Annotated in this window: 20 protein-coding genes; 13 read left to right on the forward strand and 7 right to left on the reverse strand. The window is 73.9% G+C overall.

The window, feature by feature from the left end; genetic code table 11:
• Positions 1-27 precede the first annotated feature (27 nt).
• Entirely contained in the window at positions 28-1,557 is a 1,530-nt protein-coding gene (locus tag ACIP4O_RS17440; protein ID WP_401575326.1) for an MFS transporter, read from the forward strand.
• Between the two features lie 75 nt (positions 1,558-1,632).
• Here ACIP4O_RS17440 and ACIP4O_RS17445 read toward each other — a convergent pair whose 3' ends face one another.
• Positions 1,633-2,142, reverse strand: coding sequence for a DUF6328 family protein (locus tag ACIP4O_RS17445; RefSeq protein WP_401575327.1), 510 nt, complete (start codon positions 2,140-2,142; stop codon positions 1,633-1,635).
• Positions 2,143-2,290: 148 nt separating this feature from the next.
• Here ACIP4O_RS17445 and ACIP4O_RS17450 point away from each other — a divergent pair, with 148 nt between their 5' ends.
• On the forward strand, positions 2,291-2,662 hold the full coding sequence (locus tag ACIP4O_RS17450; RefSeq protein ID WP_401575328.1) for a hypothetical protein: 372 nt from the start codon (positions 2,291-2,293) through the stop codon (positions 2,660-2,662).
• Positions 2,663-2,665: 3 nt separating this feature from the next.
• On the opposite strand, the gene ACIP4O_RS17455 is transcribed toward ACIP4O_RS17450, so the two are convergent.
• The gene (locus tag ACIP4O_RS17455) at positions 2,666-4,528 is read right to left on the reverse strand and encodes a glycoside hydrolase family 15 protein (protein WP_401575329.1); all 1,863 of its coding nucleotides are present in this window, start codon (positions 4,526-4,528) and stop codon (positions 2,666-2,668) included.
• A gap of 159 nt (positions 4,529-4,687) precedes the next feature.
• On the opposite strand from ACIP4O_RS17455, the gene ACIP4O_RS17460 reads away from it, so the two are divergent.
• The 3 genes from ACIP4O_RS17460 to ACIP4O_RS17470 all read left to right on the forward strand — a co-directional run bounded on the left by ACIP4O_RS17460 (position 4,688) and on the right by ACIP4O_RS17470 (position 9,120).
• Positions 4,688-5,593 carry a Gfo/Idh/MocA family protein gene (locus tag ACIP4O_RS17460; RefSeq protein ID WP_401575330.1) on the forward strand — a complete coding sequence of 302 codons (906 nt, stop codon included), beginning with the start codon at positions 4,688-4,690 and terminating at the stop codon, positions 5,591-5,593.
• Between the two features lie 316 nt (positions 5,594-5,909).
• Positions 5,910-8,498: an ATP-dependent Clp protease ATP-binding subunit gene (locus tag ACIP4O_RS17465; protein WP_401575331.1), complete on the forward strand. Its 2,589-nt coding sequence runs from the start codon at positions 5,910-5,912 to the stop codon at positions 8,496-8,498.
• 58 nt (positions 8,499-8,556) lie between these two features.
• Entirely contained in the window at positions 8,557-9,120 is a 564-nt protein-coding gene (locus ACIP4O_RS17470; RefSeq protein WP_401575332.1) for a chloramphenicol phosphotransferase CPT family protein, read from the forward strand.
• A 56-nt stretch (positions 9,121-9,176) separates the two neighbouring features.
• Here ACIP4O_RS17470 and ACIP4O_RS17475 read toward each other — a convergent pair whose 3' ends face one another.
• Complete coding sequence (locus tag ACIP4O_RS17475) at positions 9,177-9,656, reverse strand: VOC family protein (protein ID WP_401575333.1); 480 nt, start codon at positions 9,654-9,656, stop codon at positions 9,177-9,179.
• Positions 9,657-9,776: 120 nt separating this feature from the next.
• Here ACIP4O_RS17475 and ACIP4O_RS17480 point away from each other — a divergent pair, with 120 nt between their 5' ends.
• Both ACIP4O_RS17480 and ACIP4O_RS17485 read left to right on the forward strand, forming a co-directional pair.
• Positions 9,777-10,592 (forward strand): endo alpha-1,4 polygalactosaminidase, encoded by an 816-nt coding sequence (locus ACIP4O_RS17480; RefSeq protein WP_401575335.1) that lies wholly within the window; start codon positions 9,777-9,779, stop codon positions 10,590-10,592.
• A 123-nt stretch (positions 10,593-10,715) separates the two neighbouring features.
• On the forward strand, positions 10,716-11,543 hold the full coding sequence (locus ACIP4O_RS17485) for an alpha/beta fold hydrolase (RefSeq protein ID WP_401575336.1): 828 nt from the start codon (positions 10,716-10,718) through the stop codon (positions 11,541-11,543).
• Positions 11,544-11,639: 96 nt separating this feature from the next.
• Here the strand turns inward: ACIP4O_RS17485 and ACIP4O_RS17490 are convergent, their stop codons facing one another.
• The 3 genes from ACIP4O_RS17490 to ACIP4O_RS17500 form a co-directional block, all read right to left on the reverse strand.
• Complete coding sequence (locus tag ACIP4O_RS17490) at positions 11,640-11,885, reverse strand: DUF6296 family protein (protein WP_401575337.1); 246 nt, start codon at positions 11,883-11,885, stop codon at positions 11,640-11,642.
• A 172-nt stretch (positions 11,886-12,057) separates the two neighbouring features.
• Entirely contained in the window at positions 12,058-13,098 is a 1,041-nt protein-coding gene (locus ACIP4O_RS17495) for a serine hydrolase domain-containing protein (protein WP_401575338.1), read from the reverse strand.
• On the reverse strand, positions 13,095-13,967 hold the full coding sequence (locus ACIP4O_RS17500) for an IclR family transcriptional regulator (RefSeq protein WP_401575339.1): 873 nt from the start codon (positions 13,965-13,967) through the stop codon (positions 13,095-13,097). Before ACIP4O_RS17500 ends, ACIP4O_RS17495 begins: the two co-directional genes overlap by 4 nt.
• Positions 13,968-14,021: 54 nt before the next feature.
• Between ACIP4O_RS17500 and ACIP4O_RS17505 the strand changes: the two genes are divergently transcribed.
• From ACIP4O_RS17505 to ACIP4O_RS17525, 5 genes are read left to right on the forward strand one after another with little or no spacing between them, the layout of a single operon-like run.
• The gene (locus tag ACIP4O_RS17505) at positions 14,022-15,593 is read left to right on the forward strand and encodes an ABC transporter substrate-binding protein (RefSeq protein WP_401575341.1); all 1,572 of its coding nucleotides are present in this window, start codon (positions 14,022-14,024) and stop codon (positions 15,591-15,593) included.
• The gene (locus ACIP4O_RS17510) at positions 15,590-16,576 is read left to right on the forward strand and encodes an ABC transporter permease (protein ID WP_401575342.1); all 987 of its coding nucleotides are present in this window, start codon (positions 15,590-15,592) and stop codon (positions 16,574-16,576) included. Before ACIP4O_RS17505 ends, ACIP4O_RS17510 begins: the two co-directional genes overlap by 4 nt.
• Complete coding sequence (locus ACIP4O_RS17515) at positions 16,573-17,487, forward strand: ABC transporter permease (protein WP_129286823.1); 915 nt, start codon at positions 16,573-16,575, stop codon at positions 17,485-17,487. The genes ACIP4O_RS17510 and ACIP4O_RS17515 overlap by 4 nt, the downstream gene beginning before the upstream one ends.
• A complete protein-coding gene (locus ACIP4O_RS17520) occupies positions 17,484-18,326 on the forward strand; it encodes an ATP-binding cassette domain-containing protein (protein WP_401575343.1) in 843 nt (280 codons plus the stop codon). The genes ACIP4O_RS17515 and ACIP4O_RS17520 overlap by 4 nt, the downstream gene beginning before the upstream one ends.
• Positions 18,323-19,141 (forward strand): ATP-binding cassette domain-containing protein, encoded by an 819-nt coding sequence (locus tag ACIP4O_RS17525; RefSeq protein ID WP_401575344.1) that lies wholly within the window; start codon positions 18,323-18,325, stop codon positions 19,139-19,141. Before ACIP4O_RS17520 ends, ACIP4O_RS17525 begins: the two co-directional genes overlap by 4 nt.
• 77 nt (positions 19,142-19,218) lie before the next feature.
• Here the strand turns inward: ACIP4O_RS17525 and ACIP4O_RS17530 are convergent, their stop codons facing one another.
• Complete coding sequence (locus ACIP4O_RS17530) at positions 19,219-20,178, reverse strand: ROK family protein (RefSeq protein WP_401575345.1); 960 nt, start codon at positions 20,176-20,178, stop codon at positions 19,219-19,221.
• Positions 20,179-20,219: 41 nt separating this feature from the next.
• On the opposite strand from ACIP4O_RS17530, the gene ACIP4O_RS17535 reads away from it, so the two are divergent.
• Positions 20,220-21,020: a creatininase family protein gene (locus ACIP4O_RS17535; protein WP_401575346.1), complete on the forward strand. Its 801-nt coding sequence runs from the start codon at positions 20,220-20,222 to the stop codon at positions 21,018-21,020.
• Positions 21,021-21,022: the final 2 nt, after the last annotated feature.

Genomic DNA, 21,022 nt, shown 5'->3' on the forward strand with positions numbered 1-21,022 from the left:
ACTTTACCTTCATGGTGGAATTATTTCATGATGGAGGTATCTGCTGTGCGTGACCCGTCCCCCGCCCCCGGCGCGACCACCGAGCCCTACCGGTGGCGGTGGCTCGTCCTCGTGGTGATGCTCGTCGCCGAGATCATGGACCTCCTGGACGCCTCCATCGTCAACGTCGCGGGCCCGGACCTGGAGAAGTCCCTCGACGCCGGGTCCGCGGGCCTGCAGTGGGTCATCGGGGGCTACGCCCTGACCCTGGGCGCCGGGCTCGTCCTCGGCGGCCGGCTCGGCGACCGCTACGGGCGGCGCCGGATGTTCCTGCTCGGCCTGGCCGCCTTCACGCTCAGCTCGGTGCTGTGCGCGAGCGCCCCGGGCATCGCGTCGCTCATCGTCTTCCGGCTGCTCCAGGGCGCGGCCGGGGCGATGCTGCTCCCGCAGGGCCTGGGGCTGCTGCGGGAGAACTTCTCCGGGCCCGAGCTGACCAAGGTCTTCGCGATCTTCGGGCCCGTCCTCGGGCTCGGCGGCATCGTCGGCCCCGTCCTGGGCGGCTTCCTCATCGAGGGCGACTTCTTCGGCCTCGGCTGGCGTGCGGTGTTCCTGGTCAACCTGCCCATCGGCCTCCTGGCAGTGATCGTCGCGGCGAGGTTCGTGCCGCGAAGGCCGGGCGACCGCGCGGTGCGGGTCGACCTGAGCGGCGCGGCCCTGGTGGTGGCGTCCTGCGCCCTCCTCGTGCTGCCGCTGAACCAGGGGCAGGAGAACGGCTGGCCGCTGTGGACGTGGCTGTGCATGGCCGCCTCGGTGCTCGGCTTCGCCCTCTTCGCCGTCCAGCAGCGCCATACGGCGGCGGCCGGCCGCGAACCCCTCGTGACACCGGGACTGCTGCGCAAGGCCGCCTTCAGCGTCGGACTCGGCGGCATCGCCCTCTTCTTCAGCGGGCTGATCGGCACCCAGCTCGTCCTGACCCTCTACCTCCAGATCGGCCGGCACTTCACCGCGGGCGAGGCGGGCCTCGGCAACCTGCCGCTCGCGGTGGGCACGGCGATCGGCGGAGCGGTCAGCGGCGCCTTCCTCGCGGACCGGATCGGCCGCAAGGTGCTCCAGCTCGGGCCCCTGGTCCAGTTGCTCGGGGCGGCCGTGCTGTGGTGGGAGCTGGACGGGCTCGATACGGCCTCGTTCACGATCTGGGACATCGTGCCGGGCGTGGCGGTAGCGGGCGCGGGGGCCGGGATGGTGATCGCCGCCCTCTTCGGCTTCGTCCTGGCGGCGGTCGACGACGACGAGATCGGCTCCGCGTCGGGCGTCCTGTCCGCGGTCCAGGCGGTCGGTGGCTCCCTCGGGATCGCGGTCTTCGGCTCGGTGTTCTTCGACCGCGCCGGGACGGGCGACTTCACGGGCGGCTTCCACCGCGCGCTGCTCGTCCAGGCGTGCCTCCTCGTGGCCTTCCTCGCCCTCACCTTCCTGCTGCCCCGCAAGGCCCGCCCCGAGGAGGAGCAGCACGGAACCACCGCGCCCGCTGCCTCTCCCGACGCGCCCGCCCGCAGGCCGGCGCCCGCCCCGGGCGCCTGACCCCGCCCGTACGCGCCGCCGCGTACCGGCGCGGTGGGTCCGGCCGCCGTCCGCACGGCCGGACCCACCGCGTCCTCACTCCTCCCGCTCCGAGTACCGCGCCCGCGCCCACAGCGGCAGGATCAGCCAGCACAGCACGTACCAGCCGACGACCCCCGCGACGAACCAGGGGACGAACGCGTCGTGCGTCGCCGTGCGCAGGACGAGGAAGAGGGCGGAGGTGAGCGTCGCGAGGAGCAGCATGAGGCCGACGAAGGTCATGCGCGCCGCCCACTCGACGGTCCGCTTCTTGATCCGGCGGCCCGACAGGAGCCGGTGGAAGGGGACGGGGGATATGAGGGCGCCCGTCGCGAGGGCCCCGAGCACCACTGTCGTCAGGTAGATGTTGGTGTCCGTGTGCGACAGCTCGTCGAACATCGGCGTGAACACGACCGTCAGCAGGAAACCGAAGAGGATCTGGACACCGGTCTGCGCGACCCGCACCTCCTGCATGAGTTCGTTCCACTGCCGGTCCGCCCGCTCCTCCTCGCTCTCCCGCCGCCCGCGCCCCGCCACCGCGACCTCCGCCTCGGCCTGTGCCGTCATGCCGCCCTCCCCGCTCCTGATCCGTGGCGAGCGCATACCCCCGTTGGCCCAGGGTTCACCCCGCGTACCCGGGGAAGGGAACGTGCCACGTACACCCGTCCCGAGCAGGGCGTACGCTCACGCCACACCCCACCCAGAGGAGCCCCCGATGTCCCGCCCCGACCCCTCCGCCACCCTCCTCGCCGGTCTCCTCATCGGCGCCGGCGCCCTGCACTTCGCGCGCCCCGCCCCTTTCGACGCGATCGTCCCGCGCAACCTGCCCGGCTCCCCGCGCACCTGGACCCGGCTCAGCGGCGTCGCCGAGTGCGCGGTCGGCGCGGCCGTCGCCCTGCCCGCGACCCGTTCCCGGGGCGCCCTCGCGGCCGCCGGGCTCTTCCTCGCCGTCCTTCCGGCGAACATCCGCATGGCACGCGACTGGGATCACAGGCCCACGCCCTACCGCGCGGCCGCCTGGGCCCGCGTCCCGCTCCAGGCCCCGCTCGTCGGCTGGGCACTGCGCCTGTCGGCCCGTACCCGCTGAGGCTCAGCCGCCCAGCGTCCGGTCCAGGTTCACCGCCGCGCTGATGAGCGCGAGGTGCGTGAACGCCTGCGGGAAGTTGCCCAGTTGCTCGCCCGTGGGCCCGATCTGCTCCGCGTACAGCCCGACGTGGTTCGCGTACGTGAACATCTTCTCCAGCGCGAGCCGCGCGCCCTCCACGTCCCCCGCCCGCGTCAGCGCCTCCACCCACCAGAACGAGCAGATCGAGAACGTGCCCTCGGCGCCCTCCAGGCCGTCGGGCGAGAGCCTCGGGTCGTAGCGGAAGACGAGGCTGTCCGCGACGAGATCGCGGCGGATGGCCTCCACCGTGCCGAGGAAGCGCGGATCGGTGGGGGAGAGGAACTTCACCATCGGCATGAGGAGCAGCGCCGCGTCCACCACCGCGTCGCCGCCCACCGCCTCCTCCGCCTCGGCGCAGTCCCCGGGCCGCAGCCGCTGGGTGAACGTCCCCGCCTCCTCGTCCCAGCCCTCCTCGATGATCTGCCGGTACATGGTGTCCCGCGTCGCCATCCACCGCCCCAGGTCCCCCGGCAGCCCCCGCTGCCGCGCCACCCGCACCATGCGCTCCACGGCGACCCAGCACATGAGCCGCGAGTACGTGTGCCGCTGGCGCCCGGCCCGGGTCTCCCAGATGCTCTCGTCCGGCTGGTCCCAGTGGTCGAGCAACCAGTCGAGCAGTGTGCACAGGTCGGTCCACGCCTCGTAGGAGATGCCCTTGCCGTACTTGTTGAACAGGTAGACGGAATCGATGAGTTCGCCGAAGATGTCGAGCTGGAGCTGATCCTTCGCGCCATTGCCGACCCGGCACGGCGCCGAGCCCCGGTACCCCTCCCAGTGGTCGAGCACGACCTCCTCGCGCACCGCGTCGCCGTCGATCGAGTACAGCGCGCGCAGCGGACCGCCCTCGCCGCTCACGCACGCCTTGCGCAGCAGCCGCGTCAGCCAGCCCGTGAAGGCGTCCGCCTCCTCCGTGAAGCCGAGCCGCAGCAACGCGTACAGCGAGAACGCCGCGTCCCTGATCCACACGTACCGGTAGTCCCAGTTCCGCTCCCCACCCACCCGCTCCGGCAGGCCGAGCGTCGGCGCGGCGATCACCGCGCCGCTCGGCTCGTGCGTGAGCAGCTTCAGGGTCAGTACGGAGCGGTGCACGCGCTCGCGCCAGCGGCCCGCGTACCCCGAGCGGGAGAGCCAGCCGCGCCAGTACGCGACCGTACCGAGGAACAACTCCTCGACCTCGGCCGCCGACGTCTCGCCCGCGTCCTCGCGCGCGTCCTCCAGCACGAACGCGGCCGACTCCCCGGCAGAGAGCGTGAACTCGCCGTGCGCGTCCCGCCCCTCGACCCGGAGCGGGACCCGCGTGCGCAGCGCGAGCGCCCCCGCCGGGCCCGCGAACTCGGCCCCGTACGCCGTGGCGCGCGCCTCGTGCGGAGCACGCCCGTAATCCATGCGCGGCGCGATCTCCATCCGCATCGGCATCCGCCCTCGCACGCACACCACGCGCCGTACGAGCCGCTGCCGGTGCGTCTCGTCCTTCGGCCGCAGCAGCGGCATGAAGTCCTGCACCTCGACGATGCCGTCCTCGGTGAGCATCCGCGTCACGAGGATGTTCGTGTCCGGGAAGTAGAACTGGTGGTACGTCGCCTCGCCCTCCGCCACCGGCGCGATCCGCCAGCGCCCGCCCTCGCGCGCGTCGAGCAGCGCGCCGAAGAGGCTCGGCGAGTCGAAGCGCGGGGCGCAGAACCAGTCGACGCTTCCGTCCACCGCGACGAGCGCCGCCGTGCGCAGATCACCGATGAGGCCGTGCTCCGCGATCGGCGGGTACGCGCCGTGCCGCTCCTGCTCCGCCATCGTCCGGCCTCCCGGGGCTCGGGCCGGGAAGCGGGCGCGGCCCCGGCCGGTCCGCACGGCCAGTGTCAGGGCCCGCGCCCCCGTCCGCACGCGCAGTGCGCCCGGCCTGTCACCGGGCACCCCTGGTCAGCGCGGGTGGCGCGGGGGCAGACTGCTCCCATGAGCACCCAACGCATCGGCCTCGTCGGCTCCGGTTCCTGGGCCGAGCACACCCACGCCCCCGCGCTCGCCGCCCACCCCGGCGTCACCTTCACCGGGGTCTGGGGCCGCAGGCCCGAGGCCGCCGCCGCACTCGCCACCACCCACGGCGTCCCCGCCCACAGCGGCGAGGACGGCTTCGCGGAACTCCTCGAAGCCAGCGACGCGCTCGCCTTCGCCCTCCCGCCGGACGTGCAGGCCCCGCTCGCGACCCGTGCCGCCGAGGCGGGCCGCCACCTCCTCCTCGACAAGCCGGTCGCCACCGACGCCGCGACGGCCCGCGCCCTCGCCGACGCCGCCACGGCCGCGGGCGTCGCCTCCGTCGTCTTCACGACCATGCGCTTCGCCCCGGCGTCCGCCGCCTGGCTCGCGGACCTCGCCCGGCGGGACGGCTGGATCACCGGGCGCGCGGAGTGGTTCGGGGGCCTGTACGGGAGCGACGCGGAGCCGAGCCCCGACTCGCCGTGGCGCCGCGAGAAGGGCGGCCTGTGGGACGTCGGCCCGCACGCCCTGTCGGTGCTCCTCGCCGTCCTCGGCGACATTGAGACGATCACGGCCGTGCGCGGCGCCCCGGACCTGACCCACCTGATCCTGCGCCACACCTCGGGCGCCACCAGTTCGGCGGCCCTGACCCTGAGCGCCCCCAAGGCCGCCGCGGGTGTCACCGTCACCTTCCGGGGCACCGAGGGCGTCGAGAGCCTCCCCGAGGGCCGCGACTCCTCCGTCACCTCCTTCACCGCCGCGATCGACGCGCTGCTCACGGCGATCGACACGAAGATCCCGCACCCGTGCGACGTGCGCTTCGGAGCCCGGCTGACGGAACTCCTCGCGGAGGCGGAGGGGCGGCTGAAGGCAGCGGGGGAGTAGGGGGGCGCGCCGGGTCGACCGGGACCGGGTACGCGCGGGCGGCTCCGGGCGGCCGATCTTGTCGACTTCTCCGCCATTGTCGACTTGTCTGCTTGTCGCACCGGTACGACCATCCGGCGGTCCTTCGTGCGAGTGCATCCCGCGTCCCCCGCCCGCCCCGCCCGTCCCTGTCGGACACCCGTACGGCCTCTCCCCGTCCCGCGCACGGCCAGGTGTGACACCGGGGCCCGAAGGGAACCCGTGGGTGCGTACCTGACCAGCACGACCGCACCGGCCCGGCCGCCGGCGCTGACGGGTGGCGAAGATGAGCTCGTACATGGGACCAGAGGACTACGGACAGGACCCCCTCGGGGAATTCCTCGCGCGTTTCTTCGGCGGCGGCAGCCCGTCCCAGGGCCGGCGCCAGCCCCGCTACTACGACTTCGCGCGCCTCATGAGCGAGCCGACCCGGCAGCTCGTCCAGCAGGCCGCCAACTACGCCGCCCAGAACGGCAGCAGCGACCTCGGCACCGAGCACCTGTTGCGCGCCGCCGTCGCCGCCGAGCCCACCCGGGAACTGCTCGCCCAGGCCGGAGTGGACCCGGACCAGGTGGGCGCGGAGATCGACGAGCACGCAGAGCGCGGCCCGGCACGCAGCTCCATCGCCGTCAGCCCCGCCGTCAAGCGCGCGCTCATGGACTCGCACGAGATCGCCCGCGCCTCCGGCTCCTCCTACATCGGCCCGGAACACCTCCTCGCGGCCCTCGCCGCCAACAAGGACGCCACCGCGGGGCGCATCCTCGACGCCGCCCGCTTCTCACCCGGCGCCCCCGGGCCCGCGCCCGGCGAGCACCCGAGCGGCGCCTGGGGCAACGGCGAGCGCGGCCCCACCCCCGGCGCCAGGCCCGGCGGGAACAGCAAGACGCCCACGCTCGACAAGTACGGCACGGACCTCACCGAGGCCGCCCGCCAGGGCCGCATCGACCCCGTCATCGGCCGCGAGAAGGAGATCGAGCAGACCGTCGAGGTCCTCGCCAGGCGCGGCAAGAACAACCCGGTCCTCATCGGAGAGGCCGGTGTCGGCAAGACCGCCGTCGTCGAGGGGCTCGCCCAGCGCATGGCCGACGGTGACGTGCCCGACATCCTCGCCGACCGCCGCGTCGTCCAGCTCAACCTGTCCGCCCTCGTCGCGGGCACCCGCTACCGCGGCGACTTCGAGGAACGCCTCACCGGGCTCGTCGACGAGGTCCGCGAGCACTCCGACGAGGTGATCCTCTTCATCGACGAACTCCACACCGTCGTCGGCGCGGGCGGCGGAGGGGGTGGCGAGGGCGGCGGCTCGATGGACGCGAGCAACATGCTCAAGCCCGCGCTCGCGCGCGGCGAACTCCACGTCATCGGCGCCACGACGCTGGAGGAGTACCGCCGCTACATCGAGAAGGACGCGGCCCTCGCCCGCCGGTTCCAGCCCATCCTCGTGCCCGAACCGAGCACCGCGGACGCCATCGAGATCCTGCGCGGACTGCGCGACCGCTACGAGGCCCACCACCAGGTCCGCTACACCGACGAGGCCCTCGTCGCGGCCGTCGAACTCTCCGACCGCTACCTCACCGACCGTTTCCTCCCCGACAAGGCGATCGACCTCGTCGACCAGGCGGGCGCCCGCGTCCGCATGCGCTCCTCGACCCGCGGCACCGACGTGCGCGCCCTCCAGCGCGAGGCCGAGCAGCTGCGCCGCGACAAGGACCAGGCCGTCGCCGCCGAGCAGTACGAACGCGCCACCGAACTGCGGGACAAGCTCGGTGAACTGGAGCGGCGCATCGAGTCCAGCGGCGATCCGCACCCCAACAAGGACACCATCGCCGAGGTCACGATCGACGATGTCGCCGGTGTCGTCTCGCGCCAGACCGGCATTCCCGTCAGCTCGCTCACGCAGGAGGAGAAGGAGCGGCTGCTCGGTCTGGAGGAGCACCTCCACGCCCGGGTCATCGGGCAGGACGAGGCCGTGACGGCCGTCGCCGACGCGGTCCTGCGCTCGCGCGCCGGGCTCTCCACGGGCGACCGGCCCATCGGCAGCTTCCTCTTCCTCGGCCCCACGGGCGTCGGCAAGACCGAACTCGCCCGCACCCTCGCCGAAGCGCTCTTCGGCAGCGAGGACCGCATGGTGCGGCTCGACATGAGCGAGTACCAGGAACGCCACACCGTCTCACGGCTCGTCGGGGCGCCCCCCGGCTACGTCGGCCACGAGGAGGCCGGGCAGCTCACCGAGGCGGTGCGGCGCAACCCGTACTCGCTGCTCCTGCTCGACGAGATCGAGAAGGCGCACCCCGACGTCTTCAACATCCTCCTCCAGGTGCTCGACGACGGCCGTCTCACCGACTCCCAGGGCCGCACCGTCAACTTCACCAACACCGTCATCGTCATGACGAGCAACCTCGGCTCGGAGGCGATCACGAGCAAGGGCCGGCTCGGCTTCGGCAGCAACGACACCGAGAGCGACGAGGAGGACCGCAGGGAACGCGTCCTGCGTCCCCTGCGCGAGCAGTTCCGGCCCGAATTCCTCAACCGCATCGACGAGATCGTCATCTTCCGCCAGCTCGACGACACCCAACTGCGGAAGATCACCGACCTGTTGCTCGACGAGACGCGGCGCGGACTGCGCGCCCAGGGCGTCGAGGTCACCTTCACCCCCGCCGCCGTCGCCTGGATCGCCCACCACGGCTACCAGCCCGAGTACGGGGCCCGCCCGCTGCGCCGCACCATCCAGCGCGAGGTCACCAACGAGCTCTCGCGCAAACTCCTGCGCGGCGAACTCCCCGAGCACACCGCCCTCGTCGTGGACGCCGAGGAAGGCGCCCCCCGCCTCGTCTTCCGCACCGAGACCGAGACGGGCAAGGGGACGAGGACGGAACCGGCGACGGACTGACCGCACGCGCGCCGCGTACGGACCCTCGTACGCGGCGCGCGTGCCGTATCCTGCGCGCGTGCTCCCTCACGACGTCCTCGTCCTGAACGGCGGCTCCAGCTCCGGCACCACGAGCCTCGCCCGTGCCCTCCAGGACCTCCTGCTCCCCGAACCCTGGCTCCTGTGCGCCGTGGACGATCTCGTCGCGGCACTGCCCGCCGCGCTGCGCGAGGAAGGCGCGGGCGGGACGGGCGAGGGGATCGTCCTCGCGGCGGACGGCTCGGTCAGCCCGGGGGAGACCTTCCGCCGCGTCGAGGCCGCCTGGATGGCGGGCGTCGCGGCGACCGCGCGGGCCGGGACACGCGTCCTGGTGGACGACGTCTTCCTCGGCGGCGCGGCCTCGCAGGCCCGCTGGGCGCACGCGCTCACGGGGCTGCGGACCGCCTGGGTCGGCGTGCGCTGCGCCCCCGCCGTCGCCGAGGCGCGCGAGGCCGGACGCGCGGACCGGGTGCGGGGCATGGCGGCACGCCAGGCCCTCCTGGTGCACGAAGGCGTGCGCTACGACACCGAGGCGGACACGACGTCCGGCGACCCGGCGGCGTGCGCGCGCGAGGTGCTGCGGGGGCTGGGCGCGTCCGCTTAGGCGCCTGAAGGGGGACTCGTCCGGGGGCGTTCTCCGGGGTCGTACGGCCGAAGTCCCTACTTCCCGTCCCCGTCCGCCGCCGCCATGAGCGTCGCGAGGTCGAGTTTGCCCATCTTCATCATGGCGGCCATCGCGCGCCCCGCGCGCTCCTGGTCCGGGCCCGCGAGGAGGTCGAGGAAGGGGATCGGCGCGACCTGCCAGGACAGGCCCCAGCGGTCCTTGAGCCAGCCGCAGGGGCCCTCGGAGCCGCCGAGGCTCAGGGCGTCCCAGTAGTGGTCGATCTCGGCCTGGTCGGCGCACTCGACGACGAGCGAGACCGCTTCGGTGAAGTGGAACTCGGGGCCGCCGTTGAGCGCGTTGTGCCGGGTCCCGTCGAGGGTGAAGTCGACGGTGAGGACGGAGCCCGGGGGGCGGGGCCCGCCCTCCTGGTAGTGGGTCACGCGGTCGATCCGCGAGTTCGGGAAGACGGAGACGTAGTACTCGGCGGCCTCCAGCGCCTCGCTGTCGAACCACAGACTCGGGATGACGTGCGGCATGGGATGCCCTCCTCGGCCGGGGCGCACGGCCACTCCGTACGTCCTCACCAGCTACGACCGTCCCACCGCCCCGAACTCATCGCATCCCGGCCCGCCGCACCCCTCCCGTAGGCTCCCGGGGTGTTCTCGCTCCGCCTGCCCGGCCTTCTGCTCGCCGTCCTCCTCCTCGCCGCCTGCGGCACGGACTTCGCACCCACCGCCCCCGGGGCGAGCCGGGACCCGCGCCTCCCGCCCCGCCACCAGGGCATCGACTACCAGCTCGGCGGCTCCTACCCGCCCCCCGCCGGAGCCGGGATCGTCGTCCGCGACCACACGGCGAAGCCCGCCGCCGGGCACTACAACGTCTGCTACGTCAACGCCTTCCAGGCCCAGCCGGGACGCGCCGCCGACTGGCCTGCCGACCTCCTCCTGCGCGACGCGCGCGGCAAGGCCGTCATCGACCGCGACTGGAACGAGCAACTCATCGACCTGCGCACCCCGGAGCGCAGGAAGCGCGCCGCCGCCCGCGTCGGCGAACAGATCGCGGGCTGCGCCCGGCACGGCTTCCAGGCCGTGGAGCCCGACAACTACGACAGCTACACGCGCTCCCACGGCCTCCTCAAGGCCACCGACGCCACCGCCTACCTCACCCTCCTCGCCCGCACCGCCCACCACCACGGCCTCGCGATCGCCCAGAAGAACACGGCCGAGCTGGCGTCCAGGCGCGAGAAGGCCGGTCTCGACTTCGCGGTCACCGAGGAGTGCGGCGCGTACGAGGAGTGCGGGACGTACCTGCGCGCCTTCGACGGGCACGTCGTCGACATCGAGTACACGCGCGAGGGGCTGCGCGGGGCCTGCGCGGTGCGGGGACTGCGCCCGGCGGTCGTGCTGCGCGATCTGGACCTCGTACCGCGCGGTGAGAAGGGATACGTACGGGACGTGTGCCCCGCGTCCTGATGCCGGCCCCGATCGCGGCGTCGGAGCCGCCTCCGGTTGCGTCCGCCGCCCACTCGGTGACCCTTGACGGAGGACGCGCGGGCACCGTTTCGGGTGCCGCGCCCCCACCGGAGAGGACGCACGATGCCCGCGATCACCACGCGTGACGGAGTCGAGATCTTCTACAAGGACTGGGGCAAGGGCCGCCCCGTGGTCTTCATCCACGGCTGGCCGCTCAGCGGCGACGCCTGGCAGGACCAGCTCAAGGCGGTCGCCGACGCCGGGTACCGCGGTATCGCGCACGACCGGCGCGGGCACGGCCGCTCGACACCGGTCTTCGACGGCTACGACTTCGACACCTTCGCGGACGACCTGCACGACCTCATCACCGAGCTCGACTTGCGCGACGTCACCCTCGTCGCGCACTCGATGGGCGGCGGCGAACTCGCCCGCTACATCGGCCGCCACGGCACGGACCGCGTCCACTCCGCCGTCCTGCTCTCGGCGATCCCGCCGCTCATGCTCCAGGGCCCCGACAACCCGGAGGGCGTCCCGCAGAGCGTGTTCGATGACATCAAGAAGGGGATTCTCGCGGAGCGCTCGCAGTTCTGGCGCGACACCGCCGTGGGCTTCTTCGGCGCCAACCGGGACGGGAACAAGGTCACCCAGGGCAACAAGGACGAGTTCTGGCTCATGGCCATGCAGGAGGCCATCGAGGGCAGCGTGGCCTGCGTCGACGCCTTCGCGGCGACGGACTTCCACGAGGACCTGAAGAAGTTCGACATCCCCACTCTCGTCGTGCACGGCGACGACGACCAGGTGGTGCCGATCGACGCCACCGGCAGGAAGACGGCCCAGCTCGTCCCCGGCGCCGAACTGAAGGTCTACGCGGGCGGCTCGCACGGCATCGCCCTCGTCCCGGGCGACAAGGAGAAGTTCACCAAGGACCTCCTGGAGTTCCTGAAGAAGTGACGCCACGACCCGCTGGGGAGGGCGCGGCATGGCGCTGAACGCGCTGGAGGGGCGGCACCGCTCGGGTGCCGCCCCTCCAGCGCGCGCGGTGCGCGGTCAGTCCGGCAGCGGCCGCACGCTGCGCGGTGTGCTCGGCGACTGGTGCGTGCTCGTCGGAAGCATCCTGATCTCGCCCTCGGGGTTGATCTCCGCCTGCACGATGCCCGTCTCGTCGCGGTAGAGCGGGGCACCGCTCGGGCCCGTCTGCTGGGTGCGGGTCACTGTCACGGCGGCCGGGCCGCCGCCCGGCTCGCCCACGATCTCGGCGGCGTCGAAGGTCAGCTCGTAGCGCTCGGGCTGCATGACAGGCTCCGTCCTGCGGGAGGGTCGCGGGCACCGGCTGCCCCCTGCATGATGCGGCCAGCGGCCTGGCGGGGGCGTGCGGAGGTGCGCCGTTCGGGGCGCAACCGCCCGGCGCTCGGGGGCGCGGTACGGGAGCTTCAGGGGGCGCACTCCAGCACTCCGGGGCGGAGCCTCACCACCCCAGCCCGTGGAACTCCCTGCGCAGCGCCGCGAAGCCCCGCTCCTCGCGCGAAGGGTGCACGCGGTTGGTGAGCAGGACCGCGTACCGCCCCGTGGCGGGGTCCACCCACAGGCTGGTCCCCGTGAAGCCCGTGTGTCCGTACGCGTCCGGGCCGAACGAGCCGCCGACAGGCGAGGCGTCGCCGGTGTCCTGACCCTGCCAGGCGAGCGCCCGGCGCAGGTTCAGTCCGTCGGTGTGGGGGGCCGTCATGCGCGCGTACGTCTCGGGGCGCAGCAGTGGGGAGGCCCCGCCCGCGAGCGAGCGGGCGAGCGTCTCGACGTCGGCGAGCGGGGCGAAGAGCCCGGCGTGCCCGGCGATCCCGCCGAGCACGACGGCGTTCTCGTCGTGGACCTCGCCCCGCACCACGCGCCCCCGCCACGGGCAGTCCTCGGTCGCCACCGCGCGCTCCGCCGGCACCGGCCCGAACCGGGTCCCGCGCAATCCGAGCGGTGCGCACACGTACCGCTCCACGAGTGCGTCGAGCCCTTCGCCGCCCGCCGCCTCGGCGAGCAGCCCGAGGAGCATGAAGCCCTGCGAGGAGTACGTGACGTGCTGCCCGGGCGGCCCGCTCAGCGGGAGCCGCGCGAGCCCGTCGAGCAGCGCCTCGCGGGTCGGGTGCGTGCGGTACATCGGGACCTGGCCGGGCAGCCCCGAGGTGTGGGTGAGCAGCGCCGCGACGGTCAAGGGGGCGAGCGGGGTGTCGCGGTAACGGGGCAGGTACGCGGCGAGCGGGGCTTCGAGGGAGAGGGCACCACGCTCGGCGAGGGCCGTCACGACGAGACCCACGACGGGTTTGGTCACGGAGGCGAGGTCCCACAGCTCCGTGCCGTCCAGCGGGGGACCGTCCCAGGCCCGCGTCCCGAGCCACCCGCGGTCCACGCCGCCGTCCGGCGTCGAAAGCGCCCAGGCGGCACCCGAGTACAGGCCGCGCTCCCGGCCCCCGGCGAGCAGCGCGCGCCGTGCCGCGCCCGCCCGCGCACGCTCCGCGCTCATCGCTCCTCACCTCCCGCGCCGACGAGGCCCAGGTGTGGCGGGGCCTCCGACGCGAGCCCGGCCTCGATGCCGCGCGCGGCCGAGAGCGCGAGCGGCGCGTACATCCCGGCGGCGGTGTCGTCGAAGGTGAACAGCGGGCCGCCCAGGACGAGTACGCCCGCGAGCGCGCCGTCCGGGCCGTGCACGGGGACGGCCAGGGCGCGCCGCGCCGCCCCGGCGTCGGCCGAGTCGAGCGTCCAGCCGGTACGGGCCGCTCCGGCGAGCGCCTCGGCGTCCTCGGCGGGCGCCTCCGCGTCCTCGGCGGGCGCCTCCGCGTCCTCGTTCCCGGCGGGCGCCTCGCTCAGGGCCCGTACGAGCAGCCCCGCGGCGCCCGCGGTGAGCCGCTCGCGCTCGCCCGGCCGCGGCCCGAGCGCGAGCCCCGCGCCGGGCGCGCTCACCTCGACGTGCACGAGCCACTCGCGGTCGCGCACCGCGTACGAGGCGAACAGCCCGGTGCGGGCGTGGAGTTCGCCGAGCACTGGGCGCACGTGACGCAGGACGGGCTCCTCGGCGAGCACGGCCGCGGCCAGGCCGAGCAGGCGGGGGCCCGGGCGGTAGCTGCCGCCCTCGGCGGCCTCGGCGAAGCCCGCGGCGGCGAGCGAGCGCAACAACCGGTGCACGGTGGGCTTCGCGAGCCCCGTACGCCGTGACAGCTCGGCGAGCCGGTGCGGCGCGCCCGTCGCGACGAGCGCCGACAGGACCTCCATCGCCTTGTCCACCGGACCGGGAGCGATCCTGTCCGCCGGCCCCGCGGCAAGGCCCTCACCTGGCGAAACATCGGGAGCCGCGAGGGCCGCCGCCTGCGAACGACTGTTGACCGTTTTCCCCATGGGGTTTAGCTTACCCGCACTGCATTCCATCTGCCGGAACGGGTGTGTTGCTCAATGGAACGAATACCTCGGGGCGCGTCACACGGGCCCCGCCCCTCGCGGCGCACCGTGCTGCGCTACGGCGGCGCGGCCGTGCCCGCGCTCGCCGCCACCGGGCTCCTGACCGGCTGCGGCACCGAGCCCGCCACGCACGCGGGCAACGTCCTGCGCGTCTCCCAGACCGGCGACCCGAAGACCATGGACCCGCAGAAGCAGGGCGACATGGTCTCGATGAACGTCCTCGTCAACGTCTTCGACACGCTCACCGTCCGGGGCCGCGACAACAAGCTGGAGCCCGGCCTCGCGCTCACCTGGAAGGCCGTCTCGCCGAAGGTGTGGCGCTTCACGCTCCGCCCCGGCGTCCGCTTCCACAACGGCGAGGCGTGCGACGCGAAAGCGGTCAAGTTCAGCCTCGACCGGCTCCTCGACCCCGCCACCAAGTCGCCCATCGTGGAACTGCGGTACGTCGACGGGGTCACCGTCGTGGACCCGCACACCGTGGACGTCCACACCTCCGTGCACGACCCGATCCTCCCGGACAAGGTCTCCCTCTTCGGCGGCGTCGTCGTCCCGCCCCGCTACCTCGCGAAGGTCGGCGACGACGGCTTCGCCAACCACCCCGTCGGCACCGGCCCTTTCACGTTCGCCCACTGGCAGCGCGACCACGAACTGCGCCTGCGCGCCTTCCCCCACCACTGGCGGGGCCGCCCGGGACCGGACGAGGTCGTCTTCACCCCCGCGCCCAACGCCTCCTCGGCGCTCGCCGCGCTCCAGAGCGGCGAGGTGGACCTTGTCAGCGGCCTCACCCCCGACGCCGCCCAGCAACTCGACGGCTACCCGGGCGTCCACCTCGACCACCACACCGGCATCCGCACCTCCTACCTCTCGCTCGACACCCTCACCGACGGACCCCTGCGCGACCGCCGGGTGCGCCAGGCCCTCAACCACGCGGTGGACGTGCCCCTGCTCATCAAGGCCGTGCTCAGCGGCAAGGCCCAGGAGGTGCCCGCGATGATCCCGCGCGGCGCCTTCGGCTTCGACGAGTCGATCACCCCGTACACCCGCTCCGTCGGCCGCGCCAAACACCTCCTCGCCGAGGCCGGTCACCCGCACGGCTTCCACACGACGCTCACCGCGTCCAACGTCGACGCCAACGTCGCCGAAGCCCTCTCCGGGCTCCTCGCCCGCGCCGGGGTGCACGCCAAGGTCAACCTCCTCGACCCCGGCACCTACGCGCAGCGCCTCACCTCCGACAACCACGGCGCCCTCGGCCCTCTCTACCTCGCCGCCTCCACCGTGTGGACCCTCGACGGCGAGAGCATGCTCCAGTCCAACGTCCGCTCCGACCGCCGCCAGAGCCGCTGGCACGACAAGCGCGCCGACGACCTCGTGGACTCCGAGGAACTCTCCGTCGAACCGGCCACCCGCCGCCGCGCCTTCAGCCGCCTCCAGGAACTCGTCAAGACGGAGGCGCCCTTCGTGTCCCTGTACCAGATCGACAACATCTACGCCCGCAACGACCGCCCCCACTGGACCCCCGGCGCCGCCGGAGTCCTCGACATGGCGAGCGCGGAGGTCACCCGATGAGCACCACGCTCGCCCCCACCCCGGCGCCCGCGACCGTGAAGCGGCCGGGCCGCTCCGGGCCCCTCCTGCGCACCCTCGCCGTCCGCATCGGCACCGCGCTCCTCGTCCTGCTCTGCACGGCGACCGTCGCCTTCTTCCTCGTCCGGCTCTCCGGGGACCCCGTCAAGGTCCTCCTGCCACCCGACGCGACCGCCCAGCAGGAACACGTCCTGCGGCACAGCCTCGGCCTGGACCGCCCCCTGTTCACGCAGTACCTCGACTACCTGTGGGGCCTGCCGCGCCTCGACTTCGGCGACTCGCTCTTCTACAACCAGCCCGTCCGCACCGTGCTCGCCGACCGCATCCCCGCGACCCTTCTCCTCGCGGCGGGCGCCCTCGTCGTCACCCTCGTCATCGCGCTCCCCGCGGGGACCATCGCCGCGATGCGCCGGGGCCGCGCCACCGACCGCACCGTCATGACCGGCGTCCTCCTCGGCCAGTCCACGCCGCCCTTCTGGGTCGGCATCCTCCTGGTCCTCGTCTTCGCCGTCGGCCTGCACGCCCTGCCCGCCTCCGGGTACGGAAGCTTCGCTCACCTCGTCCTGCCCTCGGTGACGCTCGCCGTCTACTCCGTCGCCGTCGTCGCCAGGCTGCTGCGCTCCTCGCTCGTCGACGTCCTCGCCTCCGACCACATCCGCACCGCCCGCGCGCGCGGCCTCGGCCCCGTGCGGACCGTTCTCACGCACGGGCTGCGCAACGCCTCGCTGCCCGTCGTCACCGTCGTCGGCCTTGAGGTCGGCAGCCTCCTCGGCGGCGCCATCCTCACCGAACAGGTCTTCTCCTGGCCCGGCGTCGGACGCCTCACCGTCGAGGCCATCTCCAACCGCGACTTCCCCCTCGTCCAGGCCACGATCCTGCTCTTCGCCGCGACCTTCGTCGTCGTCAACCTCCTCGTCGACCTCTCCTACAGCCTCCTCGACCCGAGGGTGAGGACCCGCGCATGACCACGACCACCGCACCCCCCGCGGCCGAGCCCGCCGCCCCGCCCGCGCCCGCGAGCACCCGCGCGGCCGCCGTACGCTCCCTGCTGCGCAACAAGCTCGCCGTCGCCGCCCTCGCCTTCCTCCTCCTCGTCCTCGTCTGCGCCGTCTTCGCCCCGCTCATCGCGCCGGCCGATCCCAACGCGCAGGACCTCCTCGCGCGCCTCAAGCCACCCGCCTGGCAGCACGGCGGCAGCTCCGCGCACCTCCTCGGCACCGACCAGCTCGGCCGCGACCTGCTCTCCCGCGTCATCTACGGCACGCGCGTCTCGCTCATGGTCGGCGCGGGCGCCGCCCTCCTCGCCGGTGTCCTCGGCACCCTCGCCGGACTCGCCGCCGGGTACTTCGGCGGCTGGACCGACCGCCTCCTCATGCGCCTCGCCGACGTCCAGCTCGCCTTCCCCGCGATCCTCCTCGCCCTCGCGGTCGTCGGCTTCGTCGGCTCCGGGCTCTGGTACGTGATCCTCGTCCTCGGCATCACCGGCTGGGTCTCCTACGCCCGCGTGGTGCGCTCCGAGGTGCTCTCCCTGCGCACCCGCGACTTCGTCACCGAGGCGCACGCGATCGGCGTACGGCACCCCGCGATCATGCGCCGCCACCTCCTGCCCAACGTCATGGCACCCCTCGCGACCATCGGCACGCTGCACATCGCCGCCGCCATCGTCGCCGAGGCGTCCCTGAGCTACCTCGGCCTCGGCGTCCCCAAGGAGACCGTGACCTGGGGCGCGATGCTCGCCGACGGACAGCTCTACCTCGGCACCTCCTGGTGGGTCGCCGTCTTCCCCGGCATCGCCCTCATGCTCACCTCACTCGCCGTCAACATCACCGGCGACGCCCTGCGCGACGTCGCGGACCCGAAGGCCTACCGCCGATGACCGAGCACACGACCCCGAAGACGCCCGGCACGCCGACAGCCGCGCCCGTCCTCCAGATCCAGGACCTCCACGTCGACTTCCGCCTGGAGTCCCACACCGTCCACGCCGTACGCGGGGTGAACCTCGCCGTCCACGCGGGCGAGACCCTCGCCGTCGTCGGAGAGTCCGGCAGCGGCAAGTCCGCCACCGCGCTCGCCGCCCTGCGCCTCAACCCCGAACCGCCCTGCCGCTACCCGCGCGGCGAAGTCCTCCTCGACGGCGCCGACATCCTGCACCGCCCCGAACGCGCCCTGCGCCGCCTGCGCGGCAGCGACATCTCCATGGTCTTCCAGGACCCCATGACGAGCCTCGACCCGCTCCAGCGCTGCGGCCACCAGGTCAGCGAGGTCCTGCGCCTGCACGGCGGCCACAGCCGCCAGGAGGCCCGCGCCGCCGCGCTCGAAGCCCTCGCCGACGTCGGCATCCCCGACCCCGAGCGCCGCTACCGCCAGTACCCCCACGAACTCTCCGGCGGCCTGCGCCAGCGCGTCATGATCGCCTCCGCGCTCGTCGCCCGCCCCCGCGTCCTCATCGCCGACGAACCCACCACCGCGCTCGACGTCACGGTGCAACGCCAGATCCTCGACCTCCTCACGGACCTGCGGGAGCGCCACGGCATGGCCGTCGTCCTCATCACGCACGACCTCGGCGTCGTCGCCGAGACCGCCGACCGCGTCGTCGTCATGCGCCACGGCGAGGTCGTCGAGAGCGGCGACGTCGAGCAGGTCTTCGCCCGCCCCACCCACCCGTACACCCGCGCCCTCCTCGACGCGACGCCCCGACTGGAGCCCGCCGCATGACAGCGACCGCCACCCCGCTCCTCGAACTACGCGGCCTGCGCAAGGAGTTCCCCGGGCGCCCACCGAGCGTCGCCGTCGACGGCGTCGACCTCACGGTCCACGAGGGCGAGACCCTGGCCCTCGTCGGCGAGTCGGGCTGCGGCAAGACGACGCTGACCCGGCTCCTCCTGCGCCTCACCGAACCCACCGCCGGCACCGTCCACTTCGACGGGACCGACCTGCACGGCCTCGATCACGCCGCGCTGCGCCGCTTCCGCCGCCAGCTCCAGGTCGTCCTCCAGGACCCGTACTCCAGCATGAACCCGCGGCTGCGCGTCGCCGACATCGTCGCCGAACCCCTCGTCACGCACGACCCCGCCTACCGCGGCAGGGGCGGCCGGGCCCGCCGCCGCGCTCGCGTCGCCGAACTCCTCGACGCGGTGGGACTCGACGCAGGCGTCCTCGACCGCTACCCGCACGAGTTCTCCGGCGGCCAGCGCCAGCGCGTCTCGATCGCCCGCGCCCTCGCCCTCGAACCCCGCCTCGTCGTCCTCGACGAGCCCACGAGCGCCCTCGACGTCTCCGTGCAGGCCCGCGTCCTCGACCTCCTCGCCGAACTGCAACAGCGCCTCGGCCTCACGTACCTCTTCGTCTCGCACAACCTCGCGGTCGTCCGGCAGATCTCCGACCGCGTCGCCGTCATGCGCGCGGGCCGCATCGTCGAGACCGGCACTGCCGCCGAGGTCTTCGCCCACCCCGCGCACGACTACACGCGCGCCCTCCTCGACGCGGTCCCCGTGCCGGACCCCCGCCGTCGCCGCCGGAGCGCCGCATGAGCGCGCTCCCCATCGTGCGGGTACGGGACGAGACGGCCGCACGGGCGGCGGTACGGGCCCGGACGGCCCGGACCTCCTCAGCGCCCCGAGAGCACGAGCCCCGCCGCGCCGAGCAGCGCGACATCGTCCACCGCCGCCTCGCTCACCACGACCCGCACCGGTTCGCCCCCGCCGAGCACGTCGGCACGCAGGCGTTCCTCGACCAGCGCCCGGAACCGTTCACCGCCCTCGCGTGCCTCCCCATGGAGCACGAACAGGCCGCAGGCGAAGAGCTGTTGGACCGTCGCGAGCCCGAGCACCAGGTTCTCCGCGTACTCGGTGACGAGCCGCGCCGCCTCCTCGCCCGGCGCGGCGACGAGCGCCCCGAGCGACACCTCGCCGCCGAGCCCCAGCGCCCGCGCCCGCTCGCGCAGCCACCGCGTGGTCGCCACCGTCTTCCAGCACCCCCGCCGCCCACAGGTGCACTGGCGCCCGCTCGCCGAGACCGTCATGTGCGCCCCGCTGCGCCCGCCCGGCGGGGCCAGCACCTCACCCGCGTACAGGATGCCGACCCCGAGCACCTCGCCCGTCGACACCGAGGCGAAGGAGCGCCGCCCGCGCCCCGGCCCGAACCAGCGGTCGCCCAGCACCTGCACCCTCGCCCGGTGCTCGACCCGCACCGGGGCGCCCACGAGCGCCTCCAGGCGCCGCGCCACCGGATAGCCGCGCAGCGCGGGCGCCTCGTTCACCTCCACGACGAGCCCCGTGCCCGGGTCCACCACACCGGCGGCGGCGACCCCGACGCCGAGCGGCGACCCGCTCGCGAGGAGCCCCGCCACCTCGGCGAGCGCCGCGTCCACCGCGCCCGCGCCCGCCGCCGGATCGAAGACCGCCTCGCCCCGCTCCCGCACCACCCCCGCACCGCTCAGCAGCGCCGCCCGCACCCGCCCCGGCAGCACCTCGACAGCGCCCAGCGCGCCCGGGCCCGCCACACCGTCGTCGCCGCCCGCGCGGGCCGGGGACGGCACCAACCGCAAAGGAGTACGTTCATGCGCCATACGCCGACTCTGCCACGCCGCGCCACCGGGGTGACAGCCGCGTGAGCCACCGGTACCTGACCGAGACCACCTGGCGCGAGACCCGCGAGGCCGCCCCCGACGCCATAGCCCTGCTGCCCATCGGCTCGCAGGAACAACACGCCGCGCACCTCCCGCTCGGCACCGACACCCTCCTCGCCGAGGCCGTCACCGAGCGTGCCCTCGCCCACCTCGCCGGACGCGCGGCGCAGGGCGAGCGGGTCCCGCACGTCGTCCGGCTGCCCACGCTCCCGTACGGGCACAGCCCCCACCACCTCTTCGCCGCCGCGCTCACCCTCTCCGCGCACACCCTCGGCCTCGTGCTCGACGAGATCCTCGACTCGCTCGCGGCGACCGGGCACCGCAGGGTACTCGTGGTCAACGGCCACGGCGGCAACGACGAGATCATGCGCCTCGCGGTCAAGCGCTTCGCGCTGCGCGCCGAGGTCACGGCCGCCGCCTGCTCGTACTGGTCGCTCGGCGAAGCCGCCGCGGACGCGGAGCACGCCGCGCTCGTCCCGGGACACGCCGGCTGGTTCGAGACCTCGCTCATGCTCGCCGCCCACCCCGAGCTGGTCCGCACCCCCGTCCCCGCCCGCGGGCCCGTGGACCCGCCGCCGCTCTTCGACCGGCCCCCCTACCCGGGGCTCACCACCGAGCGGCACGGCGAGTGGGAACGCGTCGGCGGCAGCACGGACGACGCCTCGGGCGCCCAGGCGGAGCAGGGGGCCGCGCTCCTCGACGCGCGGGCCCGCGCCCTCGCCGAAGCCGTCCTCGCCTTCGACCGCGTGACCGGTACCGAAACCGGCACCGGCACGGGCTGAGC

The organism is Streptomyces sp. NPDC088923 (assembly GCF_044749745.1).
Lineage (GTDB): Bacteria > Actinomycetota > Actinomycetes > Streptomycetales > Streptomycetaceae > Streptomyces.

Excerpts from the sequence above, each read along its gene's own strand:
- ACIP4O_RS17455 (WP_401575329.1), bottom strand. The coding sequence starts at position 4,528 with ATGGCGGAGCAGGAGCGGCACGGCGCGTACCCGCCGATCGCGGAGCAC.
- ACIP4O_RS17520 (WP_401575343.1), top strand. The coding sequence starts at position 17,484 with ATGACCGAGCACACGACCCCGAAGACGCCCGGCACGCCGACAGCCGCG.
- ACIP4O_RS17490 (WP_401575337.1), bottom strand. The coding sequence starts at position 11,885 with ATGCAGCCCGAGCGCTACGAGCTGACCTTCGACGCCGCCGAGATCGTG.
- ACIP4O_RS17485 (WP_401575336.1), top strand. The coding sequence starts at position 10,716 with ATGCCCGCGATCACCACGCGTGACGGAGTCGAGATCTTCTACAAGGAC.
- ACIP4O_RS17500 (WP_401575339.1), bottom strand. The coding sequence starts at position 13,967 with ATGGGGAAAACGGTCAACAGTCGTTCGCAGGCGGCGGCCCTCGCGGCT.
- ACIP4O_RS17515 (WP_129286823.1), top strand. The coding sequence starts at position 16,573 with ATGACCACGACCACCGCACCCCCCGCGGCCGAGCCCGCCGCCCCGCCC.
- ACIP4O_RS17460 (WP_401575330.1), top strand. The coding sequence starts at position 4,688 with ATGAGCACCCAACGCATCGGCCTCGTCGGCTCCGGTTCCTGGGCCGAG.
- ACIP4O_RS17445 (WP_401575327.1), bottom strand. The coding sequence starts at position 2,142 with ATGACGGCACAGGCCGAGGCGGAGGTCGCGGTGGCGGGGCGCGGGCGG.
- ACIP4O_RS17525 (WP_401575344.1), top strand. The coding sequence starts at position 18,323 with ATGACAGCGACCGCCACCCCGCTCCTCGAACTACGCGGCCTGCGCAAG.
- ACIP4O_RS17450 (WP_401575328.1), top strand. The coding sequence starts at position 2,291 with ATGTCCCGCCCCGACCCCTCCGCCACCCTCCTCGCCGGTCTCCTCATC.
- ACIP4O_RS17465 (WP_401575331.1), top strand. The coding sequence starts at position 5,910 with ATGGGACCAGAGGACTACGGACAGGACCCCCTCGGGGAATTCCTCGCG.
- ACIP4O_RS17530 (WP_401575345.1), bottom strand. The coding sequence starts at position 20,178 with ATGGCGCATGAACGTACTCCTTTGCGGTTGGTGCCGTCCCCGGCCCGC.
- ACIP4O_RS17505 (WP_401575341.1), top strand. The coding sequence starts at position 14,022 with ATGGAACGAATACCTCGGGGCGCGTCACACGGGCCCCGCCCCTCGCGG.
- ACIP4O_RS17495 (WP_401575338.1), bottom strand. The coding sequence starts at position 13,098 with ATGAGCGCGGAGCGTGCGCGGGCGGGCGCGGCACGGCGCGCGCTGCTC.
- ACIP4O_RS17510 (WP_401575342.1), top strand. The coding sequence starts at position 15,590 with ATGAGCACCACGCTCGCCCCCACCCCGGCGCCCGCGACCGTGAAGCGG.
- ACIP4O_RS17475 (WP_401575333.1), bottom strand. The coding sequence starts at position 9,656 with ATGCCGCACGTCATCCCGAGTCTGTGGTTCGACAGCGAGGCGCTGGAG.
- ACIP4O_RS17440 (WP_401575326.1), top strand. The coding sequence starts at position 28 with ATGATGGAGGTATCTGCTGTGCGTGACCCGTCCCCCGCCCCCGGCGCG.